A 16,819-nucleotide genomic window follows, 5' to 3' on the forward strand; every position below is an offset into this window, starting at 1 on the left:
AGGCAGGGAGCATTTGCAGGGACAGCTTTTCATCTCGCTGCTCAATCCGGGCATCGGCCTGCTGTTCGCCACCGCATTCTTCCTGATGTGGCTGAACCGCCGCGAGCGTTATGTCGCCTATGCCGCGGGCGCCTATCTCGCCACCGCCTTCGCCTTCCTGATCCAGGATGTTGCGCCCGTCCTGCCGATGGAGCTGCAGCGCCTGCCCGCCAACGCCGGGTTCCTCGCGACCGGCATGCTCTTCGCGGCCGCGATCATCGAACGCTACCACCTGCCCGTCCCCTGGCGCGCGATGAGCATCGTCGCGGCGGTCTCGCTCGCCATCTTCATCTGGTTCCTGCTCGGCGATCCCGACATCACCGCGCGCATCTATGCGATCAGCGCCGGCGCGGGCGCGATCGCGCTGATGGTCGTGCACGCGCTGTGGCCGATCGCCAAGCCGCACCTGATCGACCGCCTGCTTTTCGGGGTCGCGGCGCTCTCGGCCGCGAACCTCATCATCCGGCCGCTCGTCATCTTCGCCTTCGTCGGCGGCTTCGATTCCTATGTGGGTTTCCAGCAGTCGATCTATTGGACCACCGTCCAGTTCACCCAGGCGATGGTGTCGATCGTCGCGGCGATCAGCCTGATGGTCGCGGTCGCGATCGACATGATCGCCGAGCTCCGCCGCGAGGCCGACGACGATCAGCTCTCGGGCCTGCTCAACCGCCGCGGGTTCGAGGGCGCGGCGGGCGCCGCGCTCCGCCGCAGCCTCGACGACGACCGCCCCGTCGCGCTGCTCATCGCCGACCTCGACCATTTCAAGCAGGTCAACGACCGGCACGGCCACGCGATGGGCGACGCGATCATCACCGCGTTCGGCGCGCACGTCCGCGCGCTCGGGCCCGGGGACATGGTCGCCGGCCGGATCGGCGGCGAGGAGTTCGCCCTGCTGCTCCCCGGCACCGGCATCGAGACCGCCCGCCGCCTCGCCGAGGTCATCCGCATCGGCTTCCCGACCAGCTGCGCCGAGACCATCCCGCCTAGCCTCGTCCCGACGACCAGCATCGGCCTCGCCGCGGGCATGGCGGGCGAAGGCCTGTCGCAGTTGATGCGCCGCGCCGACCAGGCGCTCTACGATGCGAAGCGCGCGGGCCGCAACCGCGTCCGCGCCTTCCGCCCCGAACCGGTGCTGCCGCCCGCCGCCGCGGCCGGCTAGGCCCGACCACGTCATATTGGGGACGGATTTCATCGCCTTATCGGCCTTATCAAGCCTCTGCCCCACTGAGGCCTCCGCCTCGAGGCACCGTCACCACGATCCCGACCGCGTTCAGCAGCGCGCTCGGCCGCAAGCGCAGACCCCGATCCCGGGATCGGCGCCCGCTCCCTAGTCGCCCCAGATCGACGCGCCGCAATCCTCGCACAGCATCCGTTCGAACCCGCGCTGCTGGCGCAGCTTGGGGACGCGGTCGAGGATCGCCGCGTCGGTCTCTTCGGAGGTCGGCCCCTGCACCTTGCCCGCATCCCAGTCGTCGCGCGTCTTGTCGAAGACGATGCCGTCGAAATATTCCTCGCGCGACAGGAAGCGGTGCCGCACCGCGGCGGGCAGCTCATAGGCCCGCGCCTCTTCCGGCGTCAGTTGCACGTCGCGCCCGGTCTTCAGGTCGCCGCGTTTGATCAGCAGCCCCAGCATCGAATCCGACGGCACGATCCGCCGCTCGACCTCCTTGCCGTCGCGGATGACGACCATCTCGCGCCCCTCCACCGCGCGCTCGTAAGCGACCGCCTCCAGCCCGCGCAGCGCCCGCGCGATCGCCTCGCCGCACGCCGTGTCGAACGGCGCGAACAGCGCGCGCGACCGATTGACCGACGTCCGGCTGACCCCCGCAATCCGCGCCGCATCGGTGATGCACCCCGTTTGCCCCAGAACGGCCAGAAACACCCGCGTCCGCGCCGCCGTCCACCCGTCGGAGCGCACCCGCAGCCCGGGCATGAAGGGATTGGTCGCCTTGCTCCCCGCCCGCCCCTCTTTACCTCCGTCCCGCTTGCGGGAGGCGGAGCGAGACTTGCGGGCTTGCCCGCTGGTCGCAGCGGGGAGGGCCCCATCCCCCAAGCCGCCTTGCTCCCCCGATTTCCCCCGCGAATCCCGCACCACCTTACGCGCCATAGCTCCATCTCCCGAATCACTTGGAATGAATCGGAATGACTTTGAACCTATTTGGATAATGTAGGAAAGCACTATTTTCGCGATGCGAAAAGGAAGCCTCCGACGATCATTGCACTGACCGCGCCGATGAGTTGCGCGGCGATGAACATCGGCACATCGTGCGGCGCGATCCCCGCGAACGTGTCCGAAAGGCTGCGCGCCACGGTGATCGCCGGATTTGCAAAGCTGGTCGAGGACGTGAACCAATAGGCGGCGGTGATATACAGCCCTACCGACGCCGCCACGGCCTGCGGCCTGTATTTCACCGTCCCGAGAATGGTCAGCACAAGGCCGAAAGTGGCGACGAACTCGCCCACCCACTGCCCCAATCCGGTTCTCGTCTTAACCGAAAGCTGGAGCGTCGGCAGGTCGAACATCAGATGCGCGACCCACGCGCCCAAAACGCCGAAGGCCAGCTGGGCGGCGACATAGGCGCCGGCGTCGAGCCACGGCAGTTCGCGCCGCAGCGCAAAGACCAGCGTCACCGCCGGATTGAAATGCGCCCCCGAAATCGGACCGAGCATCGTGATCAGCACAAACAGGATGGCGCCCGTCGCGATCGTGTTCGCGAGCAAGGCGACGCCGTCATTCCCGCCCGACAGCCCCTGCGCCATGATCCCCGACCCGATGACACAGGCGAACAGGAAGAAGGCGCCTACGCCCTCGGCCGCGACACGCTGCGTGAGCCGCGACGTGTCAGCCAAGCGCCACCTCCTCATCGGCGGTCGTGCCGATGGCGCGCAGCCGGTCCGCGAGGCTCAACTCGTCGAGGCTCGCGAGCGGGAGGGCAAGCAGCAGATCGATGCGCCGTTTGAGCGCAAGATAGGCCTGCCAGAAGGCCTCGCGCTGCCCGTCGCCTTCGACGGCGGCCGGGTCTTCGATGCCCCAATGCGCCGTCACCGGCTTGCCCGGCCAGATCGGGCACATCTCACCGGCGGCGTTGTCGCAGACGGTGAAGATGAAATCGAGCGGCGGCGCATCCTTCGCGGCAAACTCGTCCCAGCTCTTCGACCGATAGCCCGCGGTTGCATACCCGAGCTCACCCAGCAGCGCCAACGCGGCCGGATGGACTTCGCCCTTCGGGAAGCTGCCCGCCGAAAACGCCCGAAAGCGCCCCTCGCCTTCGCGGTTCAATATGGCTTCGGACAGGATCGACCGCGCCGAATTGCCCGTGCAAAGAAAGAGGACGTTGAACGGCGCGGTCATGCCGCACCGACCGACTTGGGGACGCAGCAGGTCGAACCCGCATCGTTGCCCGCAAGCTGGTCGAGCGCGGGGCTGTCGCCATAGGTCGTCGCCTCGCCATCGGTGAAAAAGGCCTCCCAGACGATCCCGTCGGGATCGGCGATCCAGCTCTTCTCGGACTTGGCGTAGCAGCAGGTCGTCCGACCCTCTTCGAGCACCGGCCTGTCGGCGGCCTTCAAACGGCTGTAAACCTCGCCAAGCTCTTCGGCGCTTTCGGCCTGAATGCCGAGATGCTCGATTCCCTTCCGCGCATGATTGCCCGCCGAGATCGCGAAATTGACGCGCGGGTCGTCGAGCATCCATTTGGCGTAATCGTCCTTCACGACGGTCGGTTCGGCGCCGAACATCGTCGAATAGAAGCCGATCGAGGCGTCGAGATTTTCGACGCCGACATGGACATGCAGACGCTTCATGCGCTTTTCCTTTCCTGTGCGGGGGTTTCACACGCTGCATCCGGCCCGCAAGCGGCGGCACCGGCACAGCAATTTTCCAGAAGATACGCGACCAGCGCATTCATCGCCGGATAGTTGGCGCGATAGATGATCGAGCGATGTTGCCGTTCCTGCAGCACCAGCCCCGCTTCGCGAAGCTGCGCCAGGTGGAACGACAGCGAACTGTTCGGCACGCCCAGCGTCTCGGCGATCACGCCGGCGGCAAGGCCGCCTTCGCCTGCCTGGACCAGCAAACGGAACAGCGCGAGGCGATGCTCCTGCGCAAGGGCGCCCAAGGCATCGATGGCAGCGTCGGCTTTCATTCGCGAATCCTCATTTCGAATAACATCGAAATGTCAGATCGCGGTCAGCTCGTCAATCTCATTTTGATAAATCTGGAAATAAGAACTTGAGGCTACCCGACAAAGAACGGAACAACCGCAAATTGGGGGCCCGACCCTGGGGGCTGTCGCCCATCCTCAAACCAAATCATCCACCCTAACCCCCAACGCCTCCGCCAGCTTGCGCACCGTCTCCACCGACCCCTTGCCGCGCCCGGCCTCGATATCGGCGATCTGCACCCGGTTGACCCCGGACACCGCCCCCAACTTGACCTGCGACAGCCCGCGCAGTTCGCGCCAGACGCGCAGCGGGCTTTCGCCGGCGATCAGCCGCTTGGCATAGTCGGCAGGCACCAGCTCATCCTCGCCCGCCGCCAGCGCCACCTTGGCGCCGTCATAGGCGCGGAGGTCGGCCAGATCCTCGGCCGCTTCGCGCAGGCGATCATATTCTTCGCGGGGGATCGTCACCATCTTGTTCATGGGGTCATTCCTTCATTCATAAACGCTGCCGCGCGGGCCGATTTCCAGCACCGCCAACACGACGCCATCCTCCATGATCACGCGCCAGTCGCCGACGCGCAGCCGGATGCCGTCGCGGCCTTTCAGCGCCTTCACATTGTTCGCCTGCGACGCGGGGTCGGCGGCATAGGCCTCGATCTTGCCGACGATCCGCGCCGATGTGTTGGCGGGCATGCGTTGCAGCGCCTTGATCGCGGATCGCGTGTAGCTGATCGGCTTCATGGTGGATATGTAGTCTGTAACTACAGTGTAGTCAAGGACTACACATTCTCTTTCGTCATCCCGGACTTGATCCGGGATCCATTCCACCGGCGCCGCATGGACCCCGGATCAAGTCTGGGGTGACGAAAGAGAGAAGAGCGGCCGATTTCCTTTGCGTCTTCGCGCCTTCGCGTGAGCCAAATCTTCCCCCCACCCCCTTGCATTTCCATGACCTAGGCGTAAGGCACCGCCAACATAAACCTGCGCGTGCGACTCCGCGTGGCCCCGCTCTCCCGAACGGGCACCGGCCGTCATTCCCCGCCGCGCCAACATGGGGACTGCTTCTGCTATGACGACCACGGGCAACGACACGCTGGGCACCCGTTCGACGCTGAGCGTCGGCGGTAAGACTTACGCTTATTATTCGCTCGACAAGGCCGCGGCGAAGCTCGGCGACGTGTCGCGCCTGCCCTTCTCGATGAAGGTGCTGCTCGAGAACCTGCTGCGGTTCGAGGATGGCGGCTTCACCGTCTCGACCGACGATGTGAAGGCGCTGGTCGACTGGCAGAAGGACCCGCATTCGAACCAGGAAATCCAGTATCGCCCGGCGCGCGTGCTGCTGCAGGATTTCACCGGTGTTCCCTGCGTCGTCGATCTGGCCGCGATGCGCGATGCGATCGCCAAGCTCGGCGGCGACACGACCAAGATCAACCCGCTCGTCCCCGTCCACCTTGTCATCGACCATTCGGTCATGGTCGACGAATTCGGCCACCCCAAGGCGTTCGAACAGAATGTCGAGATCGAATATTATCGCAACGGCGAACGCTACGACTTCCTGAAGTGGGGGTCGAAGTCGCTATCGAACTTCAAGGCGGTGCCCCCGGGCACCGGCATCTGCCACCAGGTCAACCTGGAGCATATTGCGCAGGCGGTGTGGTCGAGCGAAGACGCGTCGGGTGAGACCGTCGCCTATCCCGACACCTGCGTCGGCACCGACAGCCATACGACGATGATCAACGGGCTCGGCGTGCTCGGCTGGGGCGTCGGCGGGATCGAGGCCGAGGCCGCGATGCTGGGCCAGCCCGTGTCGATGCTGATCCCCGAGGTCGTCGGCTTCAAATTCACCGGCAAGCTGAAGGAAGGCGTCACCGCGACCGACCTGGTGCTCACCTGCACCCAGATGCTGCGCGCCAAGGGCGTCGTCGGCCGCTTCGTCGAATATTTCGGCCCCGGCCTTGCCACCCTGTCGCTCGCCGACCGCGCGACGCTCGCGAACATGGCGCCCGAATATGGCGCGACCTGCGGCTTCTTCGGGGTCGACGACAAGACGCTCGATTATATGCGCCTGACCGGGCGCAGCGAAGAAAATATCGCGCTGGTCGAGGCCTATGCCAAGGCGCAGGGGCTGTGGATCGTCGAGGGTGCGCCGGACCCGATCTTCACCGACACGCTCGAACTCGACCTCGGCACCGTCGTCGCGTCGCTCGCCGGGCCGAAGCGGCCGCAGGACCGCGTGTCGCTGCCCGAGGTCGACGATGTGTTCAACGCCGACATGGCGAACACCTATAAAAAGGCGCAGGCGCGAGTGGCCGTAGAGGGCAAGGATTTCGATATCGGCGACGGCGACGTCACCATTGCCGCGATCACCAGCTGCACCAACACCTCGAACCCCGGCGTGCTGATCGCCGCGGGGCTCGTCGCGAAAAAGGCCGACGCGTTCGGGCTGAAGCCCAAGCCGTGGGTCAAGACCTCGCTCGCGCCGGGTAGCCAAGTCGTCACCGACTATCTGGAAAAGGCCGGGCTGCAGAAGCATCTCGACAATATCGGCTTCAACCTCGTCGGCTATGGCTGCACCACCTGTATCGGCAATTCGGGGCCGCTCGCCGAGCCGATTTCGAAGGCGATCAACGAGAATGGCCTCGTCGCCGCGGCGGTGATCTCGGGCAACCGCAACTTCGAGGGCCGCGTGTCGCCCGACGTGCGCGCGAACTTCCTCGCCTCGCCGCCGCTCGTCGTCGCCTATGCGCTGAAGGGCACGGTGATCGAGGATTTCACGACCACCCCAATCGGCCAGGCCGAGGACGGGACCGACGTGTTCCTCGCCGACATCTGGCCGACCAACCAGGAGGTCGCCGAGACGATGGCGGGCGCGGTCGACCGCGGCATGTTCGAGGCGCGATACGCCCATGTCTACAAGGGCGACGCGCATTGGCAGAAGATCGAGGTCGAGGGCTCGGATACCTACCAGTGGCGCGCGGGCTCGACCTATGTCGCGAACCCGCCGTACTTCGAGGGGATGTCGATGACGCCCGCGCCGGTCAGCGACATCGTCGGCGCGAAGCCGCTCGCGATCCTCGGCGACAGCATCACGACCGACCACATCAGCCCCGCGGGCAGCATCAAGGCGGACTCGCCGGCCGGAAAATGGCTTATGGAACATCAGGTTAGCAAGGCCGACTTCAACAGCTACGGCGCCCGCCGCGGCCACCACGAAGTCATGATGCGCGGCACCTTCGCCAACATCCGCATCAAAAACGAAATGGTCCCCGGCATCGAAGGCGGCATGTCGCGCTACGGCCAGGAGGTTATGCCGATCTACGACGTCGCGATGCGCCACAAGGCCGACGGCACCCCGCTGGTCGTCATCGCGGGTAAGGAATATGGCACCGGCTCGTCGCGCGACTGGGCGGCGAAGGGCACCAACCTGCTCGGCGTCCGCGCGGTGATCGTCGAGAGCTTCGAGCGTATCCACCGCTCGAACCTGGTCGGCATGGGCGTGCTGCCGCTGCAGTTCCTCGACGGCCAGAGCCGCGAGACGCTGGGCCTGACCGGCGACGACCAGTTCACCATCACCGGCGTCGCGGACCTCAAGCCGCGCCAGACGGTCACGGTGAACGTCACGCGCCCCGACGGCTCGACTTTCGCCTTCGATACGCTCTGCCGCATCGATACGGCGAACGAGGTCGAATATTATATGAACGGTGGCATCCTGCATTACGTGCTGCGCAAGCTCGCGGCCTGACGCCGGAGGCAGCCGATGCAAAGAGCGCCCGCCCCCTTGCCGGGGCGGGCGTTTTCATTGGAAAGGGTCAACATGAGCGCCGAAGTCGTCGCGATCGAAATCATCGGCTGGGCAGCGGCGGTGCTGATCCTCGCCGCTTACGTCCTGCTCTCGCTGGGCAAGCTCGAAGCCCGCGGCTACATCTATCAGTGGATGAACGTCGTCGGCGCCGCGGGCTTCGTGATCAACTCGGGCTATAACGGCGCGATACCGTCGGCGGTGCTCAACGTGGTCTGGGCCGGGATCGGCCTCTTCACGATCAGAATCGTCTGGCGCGCACGCCGGACACCGCTTTCTCACTGATCTTTCGCAGCGTCCGGACGCGATAGGCGCCACCACGCTCCATTCGTCGGATTTCATTCCGAAATTCGGCGCCACTCTACAAATTTGCAGATGCGCTACGGCCAGAAATTTGGTGTTCGGCCGCGGCGAACGATATCGGCGTTCGGTCGATCGGTTTTTGAGGCTGGCGGACGAAGCGACCCCGTCCACCCGTCTTGTGGAGCTGAAACGACCTCGGAATATTCCCGCATGCCGGGAATATTCCGGGCCTGCCCCATCTCTCCGTTGCACAAAGCTTTTCGGCTGTTTTACAACGGAGTATCGATAAGGGGTGGTCGATGTCCATCAATGTGAAGTTAGACGAGGCGCGTAAGGCGATTGAGCGCGCGGCCTTTGAACCCGCGACATGGGACGACGCATTGGCCGCAGTCGCCGCGGCGGCGGGAGCGCACGTCGGCCAGTTATGCGCGATGGGCAGCGACGACCTGATATCCTTCAACCGGCTGACGGGTCTGCCGACCGAGTTTACGACCGCTTGGTCCGAAAGCGGCTTCGACCACCCCGCGATCAATTCGCGCGTCCGCATCGGGTTGCAGGCGCCGGTCCTGCGATCGCTCGACGAACGCGCCTTCCTGACCGAACAGGACGGGGTCGATTGTCCCGAATATGGCGAGATGATCCGCCGGTTCGATATACCCTTCATTTGCCTGACGAACCTGGTCAGCGCCCCGGACGCGCAGATCGGTTTCGCGATCCTCCGCGGCAGCGGGCAAGGCAATATTGAGGGCGAGGACCGCCGCATATTCGACCATCTCGCCGGCCATGTGCAGCGCGCCGTCAACATAAGCCGGGCGATCGGCGTCCGGGAAGCCGCCGCGATCGCGCGCGGCATGGACGCCATCCACGCCATGTCCTTCATCTGCGACACCAACGGCCGCGTGCTTGGCATGAGCCGCCGCGCGGAGGATTTCCTGAACGCGAACAATCAGCTCGCGCTGGTCGGCCATCACCTGTTCGAGCGGCGCAGTGGCCGCAACCTCTCGCGCCGCGCGCGCGCCGTTGCGATGGACCGGTCACGGCCACTGCCGCCGCTGACCATCCCCGGCGATGACGACATGCTGCCCCTGATTGCGGAATTCGCGCCCGTGCCCGCCGACACCGCCGGCTTCCCAGGTGCGCCGGGGACGATCATCACGTTGCGGCGTCCGTGGTCGGGGATCGGACAGCGCATCGAAACCCAGGCGATGCCGCTGTATCATTTGACGCGGCGGGAGGCGCAGGTTGCAGCGGGCCTCTGTTCCGGCGAATCGCCGCAACATCTCGCCGCGAAACTGTCGCTGGGGCTGGGAACGATCCGGACCCATATCCGGCGGCTGTTCGACAAGACCGGTGCCGGGTCGCTCGCGCAGCTCGTTGCGATCCTCGGCGCGTATGGCGATTGATTACCTTCGGGCTCGAGATCAGCAGCCTAGGGCCGGCGGCGGCCGTTCCGCCGTGCCCCACCTTAATCGGGGGCAGATCAAGCCAACCGGAGCCGGGGACGCTGGATGCGGAACCTTGGCGCGGAAAGCGCGTTAACAGCTCATCCAAACAGGATGAACTCGACGGCGACGATCGTTGCCCGGCGCGTGCGCCGGAGCGAATGAAACCGCTCGTCCAGGAAGGAGATTGAGGATGTTCAGATATGCCATCATCTTTGCCGTGATCGCGCTCGTCGCGGCGCTGCTCGGCTTCGGCGGCGTTGCGGGCCTTTCGGCCGATTTCGCGAAGATTCTGCTGATCGTCGGCGTCGTGTTGTTCGTCGTCGCCTTCGTCTTCGGCCGCGGACGCCGCGCGCTATAAAGCATCGACCCACGCTGAAATATCGCAAATGCCGGCGTTCCCCTTGGGCCGCCGGCATTTTTGCGCCCGCTGGCCGCGCGTTGAATCCGACGGGAAGAAATGGTGGGCGCTGACGGGCTCGAACCGCCGACCCTCTCGGTGTAAACGAGATGCTCTACCAACTGAGCTAAGCGCCCGAAAGGGAGCCGCCCCTTGCCACAAGCGATTGCGGCTGGCAAGCACCGCCTAAGCCGCGCTAATCCTCGAGGGCTTCGAAATAGCGCGCCATCGACTCATGGGCGCCCTCGGCGAGCGCAATGAAAATACGGCGGCCGTCCTGCGGATCGGCTTCACGAAGGAACAGCCCCGCGTCCGACATCGTCTTGATCCATCGCAGCGCCGTGGTCGCGGGCACGGCGGCGGCGATGCACAGGCTCGACACCGACACCGGCTGGCGCTCGAGCCGGGCGGCGTACAGGTCGAGCAGCATATCCCAGGCGGGATCGGCAAAGAGATCGGCGGGAAAATATTGCTCGCGCATGCGCCGCTGCCGCAACATCCGCCGCACCGCCTTGGCGCGCTGGCGCTCGATCGTGCGCTCTTCGGGAACAAAGCTCCTTGGCATCGCGGCAAAGTCGCGCCCGGGCGCGCGAACCTGCCCCCCATAATTGCCGTAATCCTCATTCGCCGGCGCGTAGCCGACCGGCGTGCCCAGCAAACCGCCGCGTTGACCAGCCAAGTCGCCGAGGAGGCGCGAGATGCGCGCCACCTCTTCCTGCAATCGGTCGATACGCTCCATCGCAGGATCGCGGGTGACCTCGTGCACCACTTGGCCCACCGCGCGCTGCGCCGCAGCAAGCGCCACGCGCCGCTCTGTCGCATCGGCATCAACCAGCATTTCGACCCGCAAGCCATCGGGCACCGCGGCGCTTATCCGGTCAAGCGCCGCGAAGCTGGTTTCGCATACCAGGTGGCAGTCCCGCTCAGCCGCCATTTCGCAAAGCGTCGTTAGCGTCTCGGTATCGATGGTCTCGGCCGACGTCAGCCAAAGGATGTCCACCACCGCCATTGCCGACAGATGCTGGGCGGCGTCACCCACCGCAGTCGTAAACACCTCACAGCCCAAATCTTCGAGCCTATCGCACGGGCCGACAACCAGCAGCGATGATCCGCCACCCGACCGCGCCACCGACCGGCGCGGCTCAGCCGCTTCCGCGGAGAAGTTCGAAACCTCCGAAACCACCTCAATCGCCTGCTGCATGTCGCGTCCCCTGCTGCCCTCGTTTCGTCCCAGCACAACTATGTCGTCATTTCGGCGTCATTCACCTTTTGTTGGTTCGCATTCGCCGCCAAATCGGACCTAGCTGGCCAGCCGGCGTACACCGACGAAGGCAAGCCGGAAGGAGGCCAGTCCATTTTGGACCCTTTTTGTTCTCTTCGTCAAGCTGTTCTTGAGGCTTGCCAAGTGGAACCGGCTTGCCAGTCGATGAGTCTGCCGATTTCGCCCCTTGCCCGTGTGCGCTGACGTCGCCGGCTACGCTCGCTCCTGGGCTTCCTTCTGATAGCCGCGCTTGCCTGGACGGTGTGGGTCGCGAAGCCGGACTCCGATCGAGATTGTGCCGCTCGTTCATGTGATCGACGGAGACAGCCTGACGGTCAGCCAAAAGGGCGACACGGTAACGGTCCGCCTGACCAGCATCGACGCGGTTGAATATCGGAAGGATTGCGGACGCGCCGATAGCAGCCGCTGGTCTTGCGGGCACGATGCGCGCCGTGCGCTCGAGCAGATCACGGGCACGGGGCGGCTGCACGGCGAACTCGCCGCGCAGGACGCCTATCAACGCGCGCTCGCCTCGTCCCGGACACGCCCCTTTCCCGACGGCGTCGATCTTGGCGCCGAAATGGTCCGGCGGGGCTGGGCCGTCGCAACGAGCAACGCCTATTTTGGCGAGGAAGCAGGGCACAGGGAAGCGCCGCGGCATCTGGCAGGCCAGCTTCGCGCGGCCGGCCGATTGGCACGCGAGAGGCCGCTTTGCCTTGCGGCCATTTGCGGCTAGGGCCACGCGTATGAATGGCCTTTTCCCAGTGATGATCGGCGGCGCGATCGGCGCCGGTGCGCGATATCTTGTCGGGCAGATCATGCTTGTGCGCCTCGGTCCCGGATTCCCCTGGTGGACGCTGTCGATCAATATTGCGGGCAGCCTGTTGATGGGGCTCCTGGTAGGTGTGCTCGCGCGTAACAGCGAGGGCGGTAATACGACGTGGCTCTTCCTCGGCGTCGGCATACTTGGCGGTTTCACCACCTTTTCTTCGTTCAGCCTGGAATTCTGGCTGTTGTTTGAGCGCGGTCAGACTGGGCAGGCCGCGGCCTATGTCCTCGCTTCGGTAATCGGCGCGATCCTCGCGTGCGGACTTGGCCTGTGTATCGTTCGTCAGGTGCCGGCATGAGCATGGATGCCAAGAAAATGGACAGCGCGACAATTGCCGAGGAGGACGACGGGATCCGCCTCGACCGCTGGTTCAAACGCCACCGGCCCGGCACCCCGCATGCCTTGCTCGCGCGCTGGGCGCGGTCGGGACAGCTGACGCTCGACGGCAGGAAGGCCGATGTGTCGGACCGGATCGCGACCGGGCAGAAGCTCGTGATGCCGACGCCGCCGGTCGAGGCTGCGGCGCGCCCAGCGCGCAAGGGCCGGCCGCTGACCGACGGCGATATCGAACTCGCCGAATCGATGCTGATCCACCGCGATGCGAGCGCGCTGGTGCTCAACAAGCTGCCGGGGCTGGCGACGCAGGGCGGCACCAAGACCGAACAACATGTCGACGGCCTGCTCGATGCGCTGAAATACGACGCGCCGGTGCGCCCCAAGCTGGTCCACCGGCTCGACAAGGATACGTCGGGGGCGCTGCTGATCGCGCGGACACCGCGCGCTGCGGCCTATTTCGCCAAGAGCTTTTCGAACCGCAGCGCGAAGAAGACCTATTGGGCGATCATCGTCGGGGTTCCCGACATCCAGCAAGGCGAAATCGACCTGCCGCTCGCCAAGCAGCCGGGTTCGGGCGGCGAGAAGATGCATGTCGACGATAAGGGGCTGCCCTCGAAGACACGCTACCGGGTCATCGAACGCGCCGGGAACAGCGCGGCCTGGGTCGAGTTGCAGCCGCTCACCGGCCGCACCCATCAACTGCGCGTGCATATGGCGGCGATCGGCCACCCGATCGTCGGCGACGGCAAATATGGCGGCAAGGGTGCCTTCCTGACCGGAACGATCAGCCGCAAGATGCATCTGCACAGCCGCCGACTGCGCATCGACCATCCCGACGGCGGCGCGATCGATATCAGTGCCGAGGTGCCCGAGCATTTCGCCGCGAGCCTCGACGCACTCGGTTTCGACACCTTGCTCGGCGATGTGGGCATCGACGATATCGCCAAGGGTCCGCCTTCCAAAGCGATCGAAAAGGCGGCCGCGAAGGCGCATAGCAAGCAGATTCGCAAGGCGCGCCGCGGCGAACGGCGCGGGCGCACCGCGACGAGCAAGCCGACCGATCATGTGGGCAAACCGAAACCGAAGGTGAAGGCACCGCCGAAGCGCGGCTCGGCCAAGCCCGGCGCGCGCAAGCCGTCGAAGCCCACGCTGCGGAAACCACGCTGATGCATCCCGATCCGAGTTTCCGACCGAAACAGGGCGACCTGCCCGCGCTGTTCGTGCGCGAGATCGCCTTTGCGGGCATTTTTGCGGGGACGCCCGATGGCCCGCGTGTCGCCCACGCGCCGGTGGTGCTGAGCGACGATGCCGCGACGCTGCAATTCCACCTCGCGCGCGGCAATGGCCTGACGAAGCATCTGGAAGGTGCCTCCGCGCTCGCCGTCGTGCAGGGGCCCGACGCCTATGTCAGCGCGAGCTGGTATGCCGCGCCCGACCAGGTGCCGACGTGGAACTATGTCGCGATCGAGATGGAGGGCGTCATCCACAAGCTGGAAGTTGTCGAACTTGTCGCGCAGCTTGATAGGTTGTCGGCGCAGCATGAGGCGCGGATTGGCGCGAATCCGCCGTGGACGCGGGACAAGATGAACCCGGTGCGGTTCGCAAAGATGGCGGAAGCGATCACCGGGTTCGAAATGCGCATCACCGCGTGGCGATCGACGCTGAAGCTGTCGCAGAACAAGGCGCCCGACGAGCGCGAGCGCGTCGCGGCGGGGATCGAGGCGAGCGGGCATGGCGCGCTCGCGCATCTGATGCGCCAGCTCGGCAACCGATAGGACAGACGCATGACCGACGCCGCCGATGCCCTCGCGAAAAAGCGCTTCTTCGCCCTTGCCGCGATGCGCCTGATGGGCGCGTTGCTGATCCTTGCCGGGTTCGTGCTGATCCGCGGCGCCATCGCGCTGGCGGGCCAGCCGGCCGACCGCTGGATCGGGGTCGCCGTCGTGCTCGTGGGCGTGTTCGATTTCGCGGTCATGCCCAAAATCCTCGCGCGCCGCTGGCGGTCGCCCAAGACCCCATGAAACGCTTCTGGAAAGAGGCCGAAGCCGTCCGCGAGGATGGCGGGTGGGGCATCGCGCTCGACGGCCGTCCCGTCCGAACGCCCAAGCGCGCGCCGCTGATCGTCGAAAGCGCGGCGCTCGCCGAAGCGATCGCCGGGGAATGGAAGGCGGTCGGCGAGGACATCGATCCCGCGCGCATGCCGCTGACGGGGATCGCCAATGCCGCGATCGATATTGCCGGTGAAGACCCGGCCGCGTTCGCCGAGCCGATCGCGGCCTATGCGGCGAGCGAGCTTTTCTGTTACCGCGAGGACCGCGACCCGGCGCTGCAAGCCGAACAGGTCGCGGTGTGGAACCCGCTCCTCGCCTGGGCCGAGCAGCGGTACAGCATCGAATTTGTGCTGGCCGAAGGCGTGCTGCCGATCGATCAGCCGGAGCCGACCATCGCGGCGCTGCGCGGCGCCGTGCTGTCGCACGACCCGTTCCGCCTCGCGCCGCTGACCCTGCTGGTGACGATCGGCGGTTCGCTGGTCGCCGGCTTGGCGCTGATCGAAAAGGCCTTTCCCCCTGCCGACCTGTGGCAGGCCGTCAGCCTCGACGAGCTGTATCAGGAGCGGCGCTGGGGCGCCGACAGCGAGGCGCAAAAGGCGCGCGCGTTGCGCGAGGCCGAATGGCATAATGCCGCGCGCTTCCTGAGTTTGCTCTGACCAGCGTCGCCCCCGCGAAGGCGGGGGCCGCAGGCAGTTTAGAGCCATGCGGGCGTGACAAGCCGATAGCGGCCCCCGCCTTCGCGGGGGCGACGGTCAATCGGCGAAGTCCGGTTTCCGCTTCTGCATATGCGCCATCACCGCCTCCATCTGGTTGGGGGTGCGGATGACCTTTACCTGCTCGTCGCTTTCGGCCTGCAGGATTTCGGCGTCGGTCGCGTCGGCGAGCAGGTTGCAGAGACGCTTCGCGCCGCGGATCGCGTGCGGGTTCTTGTTCGCGATGACCTGCGCCAGCTCCATCGCCTTGGCGAGCGGGTCGTCCGACACATGCGTCGCGAAGCCGAGAATCTTCGCCTCCGAGCCGGTGAATTCGCGGTTGGTATAGATCATCTCGCGCAGCACATCGTCGGCGACCTGCGTGCGCCACAGCGCCATGCCGGCGACGTCGGGGACGAGGCCCCAGCGCATTTCCATGATCGCGATGCGCGTGTCGGGATGGACGATGCGGATGTCGGCGGCGGCCATGATCTGGCTGCCCGCGCCGAAGGCGACGCCATGCACGGCGGCGATCACGGGCACCGGGATTTCGCGCCAGCCCCATGCGGCATATTGGGCGTTGTTGGCGATACCGCGCGTGCGGTCGGACAAGCTGCCGCCCGCGCTGCTCGCACCCGGATCGCGATCATTGCTGAGGCTGGAGAGGTCGAGCCCGGCGCAAAAGGCGCGGCCCTCGCCCGACAGGACGACGACACGCAGGCCTTGCCGGGCCTTCAGGTCGTCGACCGCCTCCGCGAGGGCCGACCACATCGCGGGATCGAGCGCATTCATCTTGTCGGCGCGGATCAGCCGGACGTCGGCGATGCCGTCCTCCAGCATGGTGATCGAGATACGGTCCTTCATCGGGGAGTCCTCTGCATCTAACGTTTGCATCTAACGCTTCAGGGCCGCCTCGACGAGCGGCAGTTGGTCGTTGCCGAAATACATGTCGGTGCCGTCGACGAAGATCGTCGGCGACCCATAGCCGCCGCGCGCGACGACCTCTTCGGTATTGGCGCGGAGCCGCGCCTTCACCGCGTCGCTGCCCGCGGCGGCGCGGATCGCCATGCCGTCGAGTCCCTCGGCGGTTGCGACGGCTTCCAGAACGTCGGGATCGTCGAGATTCTCCTGCCGATCGAAATAGCTGGCGAAGGCGGCACGCGCGAAGCGCACAAGGGCCGCCTGATCCGCTTCGAGCGCGGCCGCAAAGCGCATCGCCTGCACGCTCTTCGCCGGATGATATTGTGACGGGAAATTCATCGGCACGCCGGCGAGCCGCGCCCAGTCCTTCAACACCTTCCAGCTATGCTGCAACCGCCGGTTGTCGGTCTGCTCGCGCGCCGCATAGACGGCGGGGTTTACCGCGTTGAACACACCGCCGACCAGGATCGGGCGATAGATGGCCGTCGCGCCCGTCCGCTCCAGCACGCCGGGGAGGTTGTGAAACGCGAGGCAGGTCCACGGGCTCGACAGATCGAAGAAGAATTCGACGCGCGCGCTCATC

At 65.8% G+C, this 16,819-nt stretch carries 21 protein-coding genes and 1 tRNA gene; 11 read left to right on the plus strand and 11 right to left on the minus strand.

Translation table 11 applies throughout. The features are described from left to right. Nucleotides 1-13 precede the first annotated feature (13 nt). Nucleotides 14-1,198 (plus strand): GGDEF domain-containing protein, encoded by a 1,185-nt coding sequence (locus ATE67_RS13120; protein ID WP_058817143.1) that lies wholly within the window; start codon nt 14-16, stop codon nt 1,196-1,198. A gap of 168 nt (nt 1,199-1,366) precedes the next feature. Here the strand turns inward: ATE67_RS13120 and ATE67_RS13125 are convergent, their stop codons facing one another. The 7 genes from ATE67_RS13125 to ATE67_RS13155 all read right to left on the minus strand — a co-directional run bounded on the left by ATE67_RS13125 (nt 1,367) and on the right by ATE67_RS13155 (nt 4,943). Next, nucleotides 1,367-1,972 carry a hypothetical protein gene (locus tag ATE67_RS13125; RefSeq protein ID WP_058817144.1) on the minus strand — a complete coding sequence of 202 codons (606 nt, stop codon included), beginning with the start codon at nt 1,970-1,972 and terminating at the stop codon, nt 1,367-1,369. Between the two features lie 245 nt (nt 1,973-2,217). Next, nucleotides 2,218-2,889 carry an aquaporin gene (locus ATE67_RS13130; RefSeq protein ID WP_231728157.1) on the minus strand — a complete coding sequence of 224 codons (672 nt, stop codon included), beginning with the start codon at nt 2,887-2,889 and terminating at the stop codon, nt 2,218-2,220. After that, nucleotides 2,882-3,391, minus strand: a complete 510-nt coding sequence (locus ATE67_RS13135) for an arsenate reductase ArsC (RefSeq protein ID WP_058817146.1) — start codon at nt 3,389-3,391, stop codon at nt 2,882-2,884. Before ATE67_RS13135 ends, ATE67_RS13130 begins: the two co-directional genes overlap by 8 nt. Next, a complete protein-coding gene (locus tag ATE67_RS13140) occupies nt 3,388-3,843 on the minus strand; it encodes an ArsI/CadI family heavy metal resistance metalloenzyme (RefSeq protein WP_058817147.1) in 456 nt (151 codons plus the stop codon). Before ATE67_RS13140 ends, ATE67_RS13135 begins: the two co-directional genes overlap by 4 nt. Beyond that, nucleotides 3,840-4,184, minus strand: coding sequence for an ArsR/SmtB family transcription factor (locus ATE67_RS13145; RefSeq protein WP_058817148.1), 345 nt, complete (start codon nt 4,182-4,184; stop codon nt 3,840-3,842). The genes ATE67_RS13140 and ATE67_RS13145 overlap by 4 nt, the downstream gene beginning before the upstream one ends. A 156-nt stretch (nt 4,185-4,340) precedes the next feature. Then, nucleotides 4,341-4,682, minus strand: coding sequence for a helix-turn-helix transcriptional regulator (locus tag ATE67_RS13150; RefSeq protein WP_058817149.1), 342 nt, complete (start codon nt 4,680-4,682; stop codon nt 4,341-4,343). A 12-nt stretch (nt 4,683-4,694) separates the two neighbouring features. Then, nucleotides 4,695-4,943, minus strand: a complete 249-nt coding sequence (locus ATE67_RS13155) for a type II toxin-antitoxin system RelE family toxin (protein WP_058817150.1) — start codon at nt 4,941-4,943, stop codon at nt 4,695-4,697. Between the two features lie 328 nt (nt 4,944-5,271). Between ATE67_RS13155 and acnA the strand changes: the two genes are divergently transcribed. The 4 genes from acnA to ATE67_RS21075 all read left to right on the plus strand — a co-directional run bounded on the left by acnA (nt 5,272) and on the right by ATE67_RS21075 (nt 10,107). Then, entirely contained in the window at nt 5,272-7,944 is a 2,673-nt protein-coding gene (acnA, locus tag ATE67_RS13160; RefSeq protein ID WP_058817151.1) for an aconitate hydratase AcnA, read from the plus strand. A 72-nt stretch (nt 7,945-8,016) separates the two neighbouring features. Beyond that, the gene (locus tag ATE67_RS13165) at nt 8,017-8,286 is read left to right on the plus strand and encodes a CBU_0592 family membrane protein (RefSeq protein WP_058817152.1); all 270 of its coding nucleotides are present in this window, start codon (nt 8,017-8,019) and stop codon (nt 8,284-8,286) included. 317 nt (nt 8,287-8,603) lie between these two features. Further along, entirely contained in the window at nt 8,604-9,707 is a 1,104-nt protein-coding gene (locus tag ATE67_RS13170) for a helix-turn-helix transcriptional regulator (RefSeq protein WP_058817153.1), read from the plus strand. Nucleotides 9,708-9,939: 232 nt separating this feature from the next. Next, on the plus strand, nt 9,940-10,107 hold the full coding sequence (locus ATE67_RS21075) for a DUF1328 domain-containing protein (protein ID WP_082660363.1): 168 nt from the start codon (nt 9,940-9,942) through the stop codon (nt 10,105-10,107). Nucleotides 10,108-10,207: 100 nt separating this feature from the next. Here ATE67_RS21075 and ATE67_RS13175 read toward each other — a convergent pair. Both ATE67_RS13175 and ATE67_RS13180 read right to left on the minus strand, forming a co-directional pair. Then, a tRNA-Val gene (locus tag ATE67_RS13175) sits at nt 10,208-10,283 on the minus strand. Between the two features lie 59 nt (nt 10,284-10,342). Then, nucleotides 10,343-11,347 carry a MarR family transcriptional regulator gene (locus ATE67_RS13180; RefSeq protein WP_197411950.1) on the minus strand — a complete coding sequence of 335 codons (1,005 nt, stop codon included), beginning with the start codon at nt 11,345-11,347 and terminating at the stop codon, nt 10,343-10,345. 370 nt (nt 11,348-11,717) lie between these two features. Between ATE67_RS13180 and ATE67_RS13185 the strand changes: the two genes are divergently transcribed. The 6 genes from ATE67_RS13185 to ATE67_RS13210 are packed head-to-tail and all read left to right on the plus strand — an operon-like array spanning nt 11,718 to nt 15,279. Beyond that, nucleotides 11,718-12,143, plus strand: a complete 426-nt coding sequence (locus ATE67_RS13185; protein WP_156417017.1) for a thermonuclease family protein — start codon at nt 11,718-11,720, stop codon at nt 12,141-12,143. A 10-nt stretch (nt 12,144-12,153) separates the two neighbouring features. After that, nucleotides 12,154-12,534, plus strand: coding sequence for a fluoride efflux transporter CrcB (crcB, locus tag ATE67_RS13190; RefSeq protein WP_058817155.1), 381 nt, complete (start codon nt 12,154-12,156; stop codon nt 12,532-12,534). Nucleotides 12,535-12,536: 2 nt separating this feature from the next. Beyond that, the gene (locus tag ATE67_RS13195; protein ID WP_156417038.1) at nt 12,537-13,739 is read left to right on the plus strand and encodes an RluA family pseudouridine synthase; all 1,203 of its coding nucleotides are present in this window, start codon (nt 12,537-12,539) and stop codon (nt 13,737-13,739) included. Further along, a complete protein-coding gene (locus ATE67_RS13200) occupies nt 13,739-14,347 on the plus strand; it encodes an FMN-binding negative transcriptional regulator (RefSeq protein WP_058817157.1) in 609 nt (202 codons plus the stop codon). The genes ATE67_RS13195 and ATE67_RS13200 overlap by 1 nt, the downstream gene beginning before the upstream one ends. Before the next feature lie 9 nt (nt 14,348-14,356). Continuing rightward, complete coding sequence (locus ATE67_RS13205; RefSeq protein ID WP_058817158.1) at nt 14,357-14,593, plus strand: hypothetical protein; 237 nt, start codon at nt 14,357-14,359, stop codon at nt 14,591-14,593. Next, nucleotides 14,590-15,279 carry an ATP12 family chaperone protein gene (locus ATE67_RS13210; protein ID WP_058817159.1) on the plus strand — a complete coding sequence of 230 codons (690 nt, stop codon included), beginning with the start codon at nt 14,590-14,592 and terminating at the stop codon, nt 15,277-15,279. Before ATE67_RS13205 ends, ATE67_RS13210 begins: the two co-directional genes overlap by 4 nt. 96 nt (nt 15,280-15,375) lie before the next feature. Here ATE67_RS13210 and ATE67_RS13215 read toward each other — a convergent pair whose 3' ends face one another. Both ATE67_RS13215 and ATE67_RS13220 read right to left on the minus strand, forming a co-directional pair. Continuing rightward, nucleotides 15,376-16,179, minus strand: coding sequence for a crotonase/enoyl-CoA hydratase family protein (locus ATE67_RS13215; protein ID WP_058817160.1), 804 nt, complete (start codon nt 16,177-16,179; stop codon nt 15,376-15,378). Between the two features lie 30 nt (nt 16,180-16,209). Continuing rightward, on the minus strand, nt 16,210-16,818 hold the full coding sequence (locus tag ATE67_RS13220; RefSeq protein ID WP_058817161.1) for a 2-hydroxychromene-2-carboxylate isomerase: 609 nt from the start codon (nt 16,816-16,818) through the stop codon (nt 16,210-16,212). Nucleotide 16,819: the final 1 nt, after the last annotated feature.

Origin of the sequence: Sphingopyxis sp. H050 (assembly GCF_001468265.1) — a bacterium.
GTDB lineage: Bacteria > Pseudomonadota > Alphaproteobacteria > Sphingomonadales > Sphingomonadaceae > Sphingopyxis.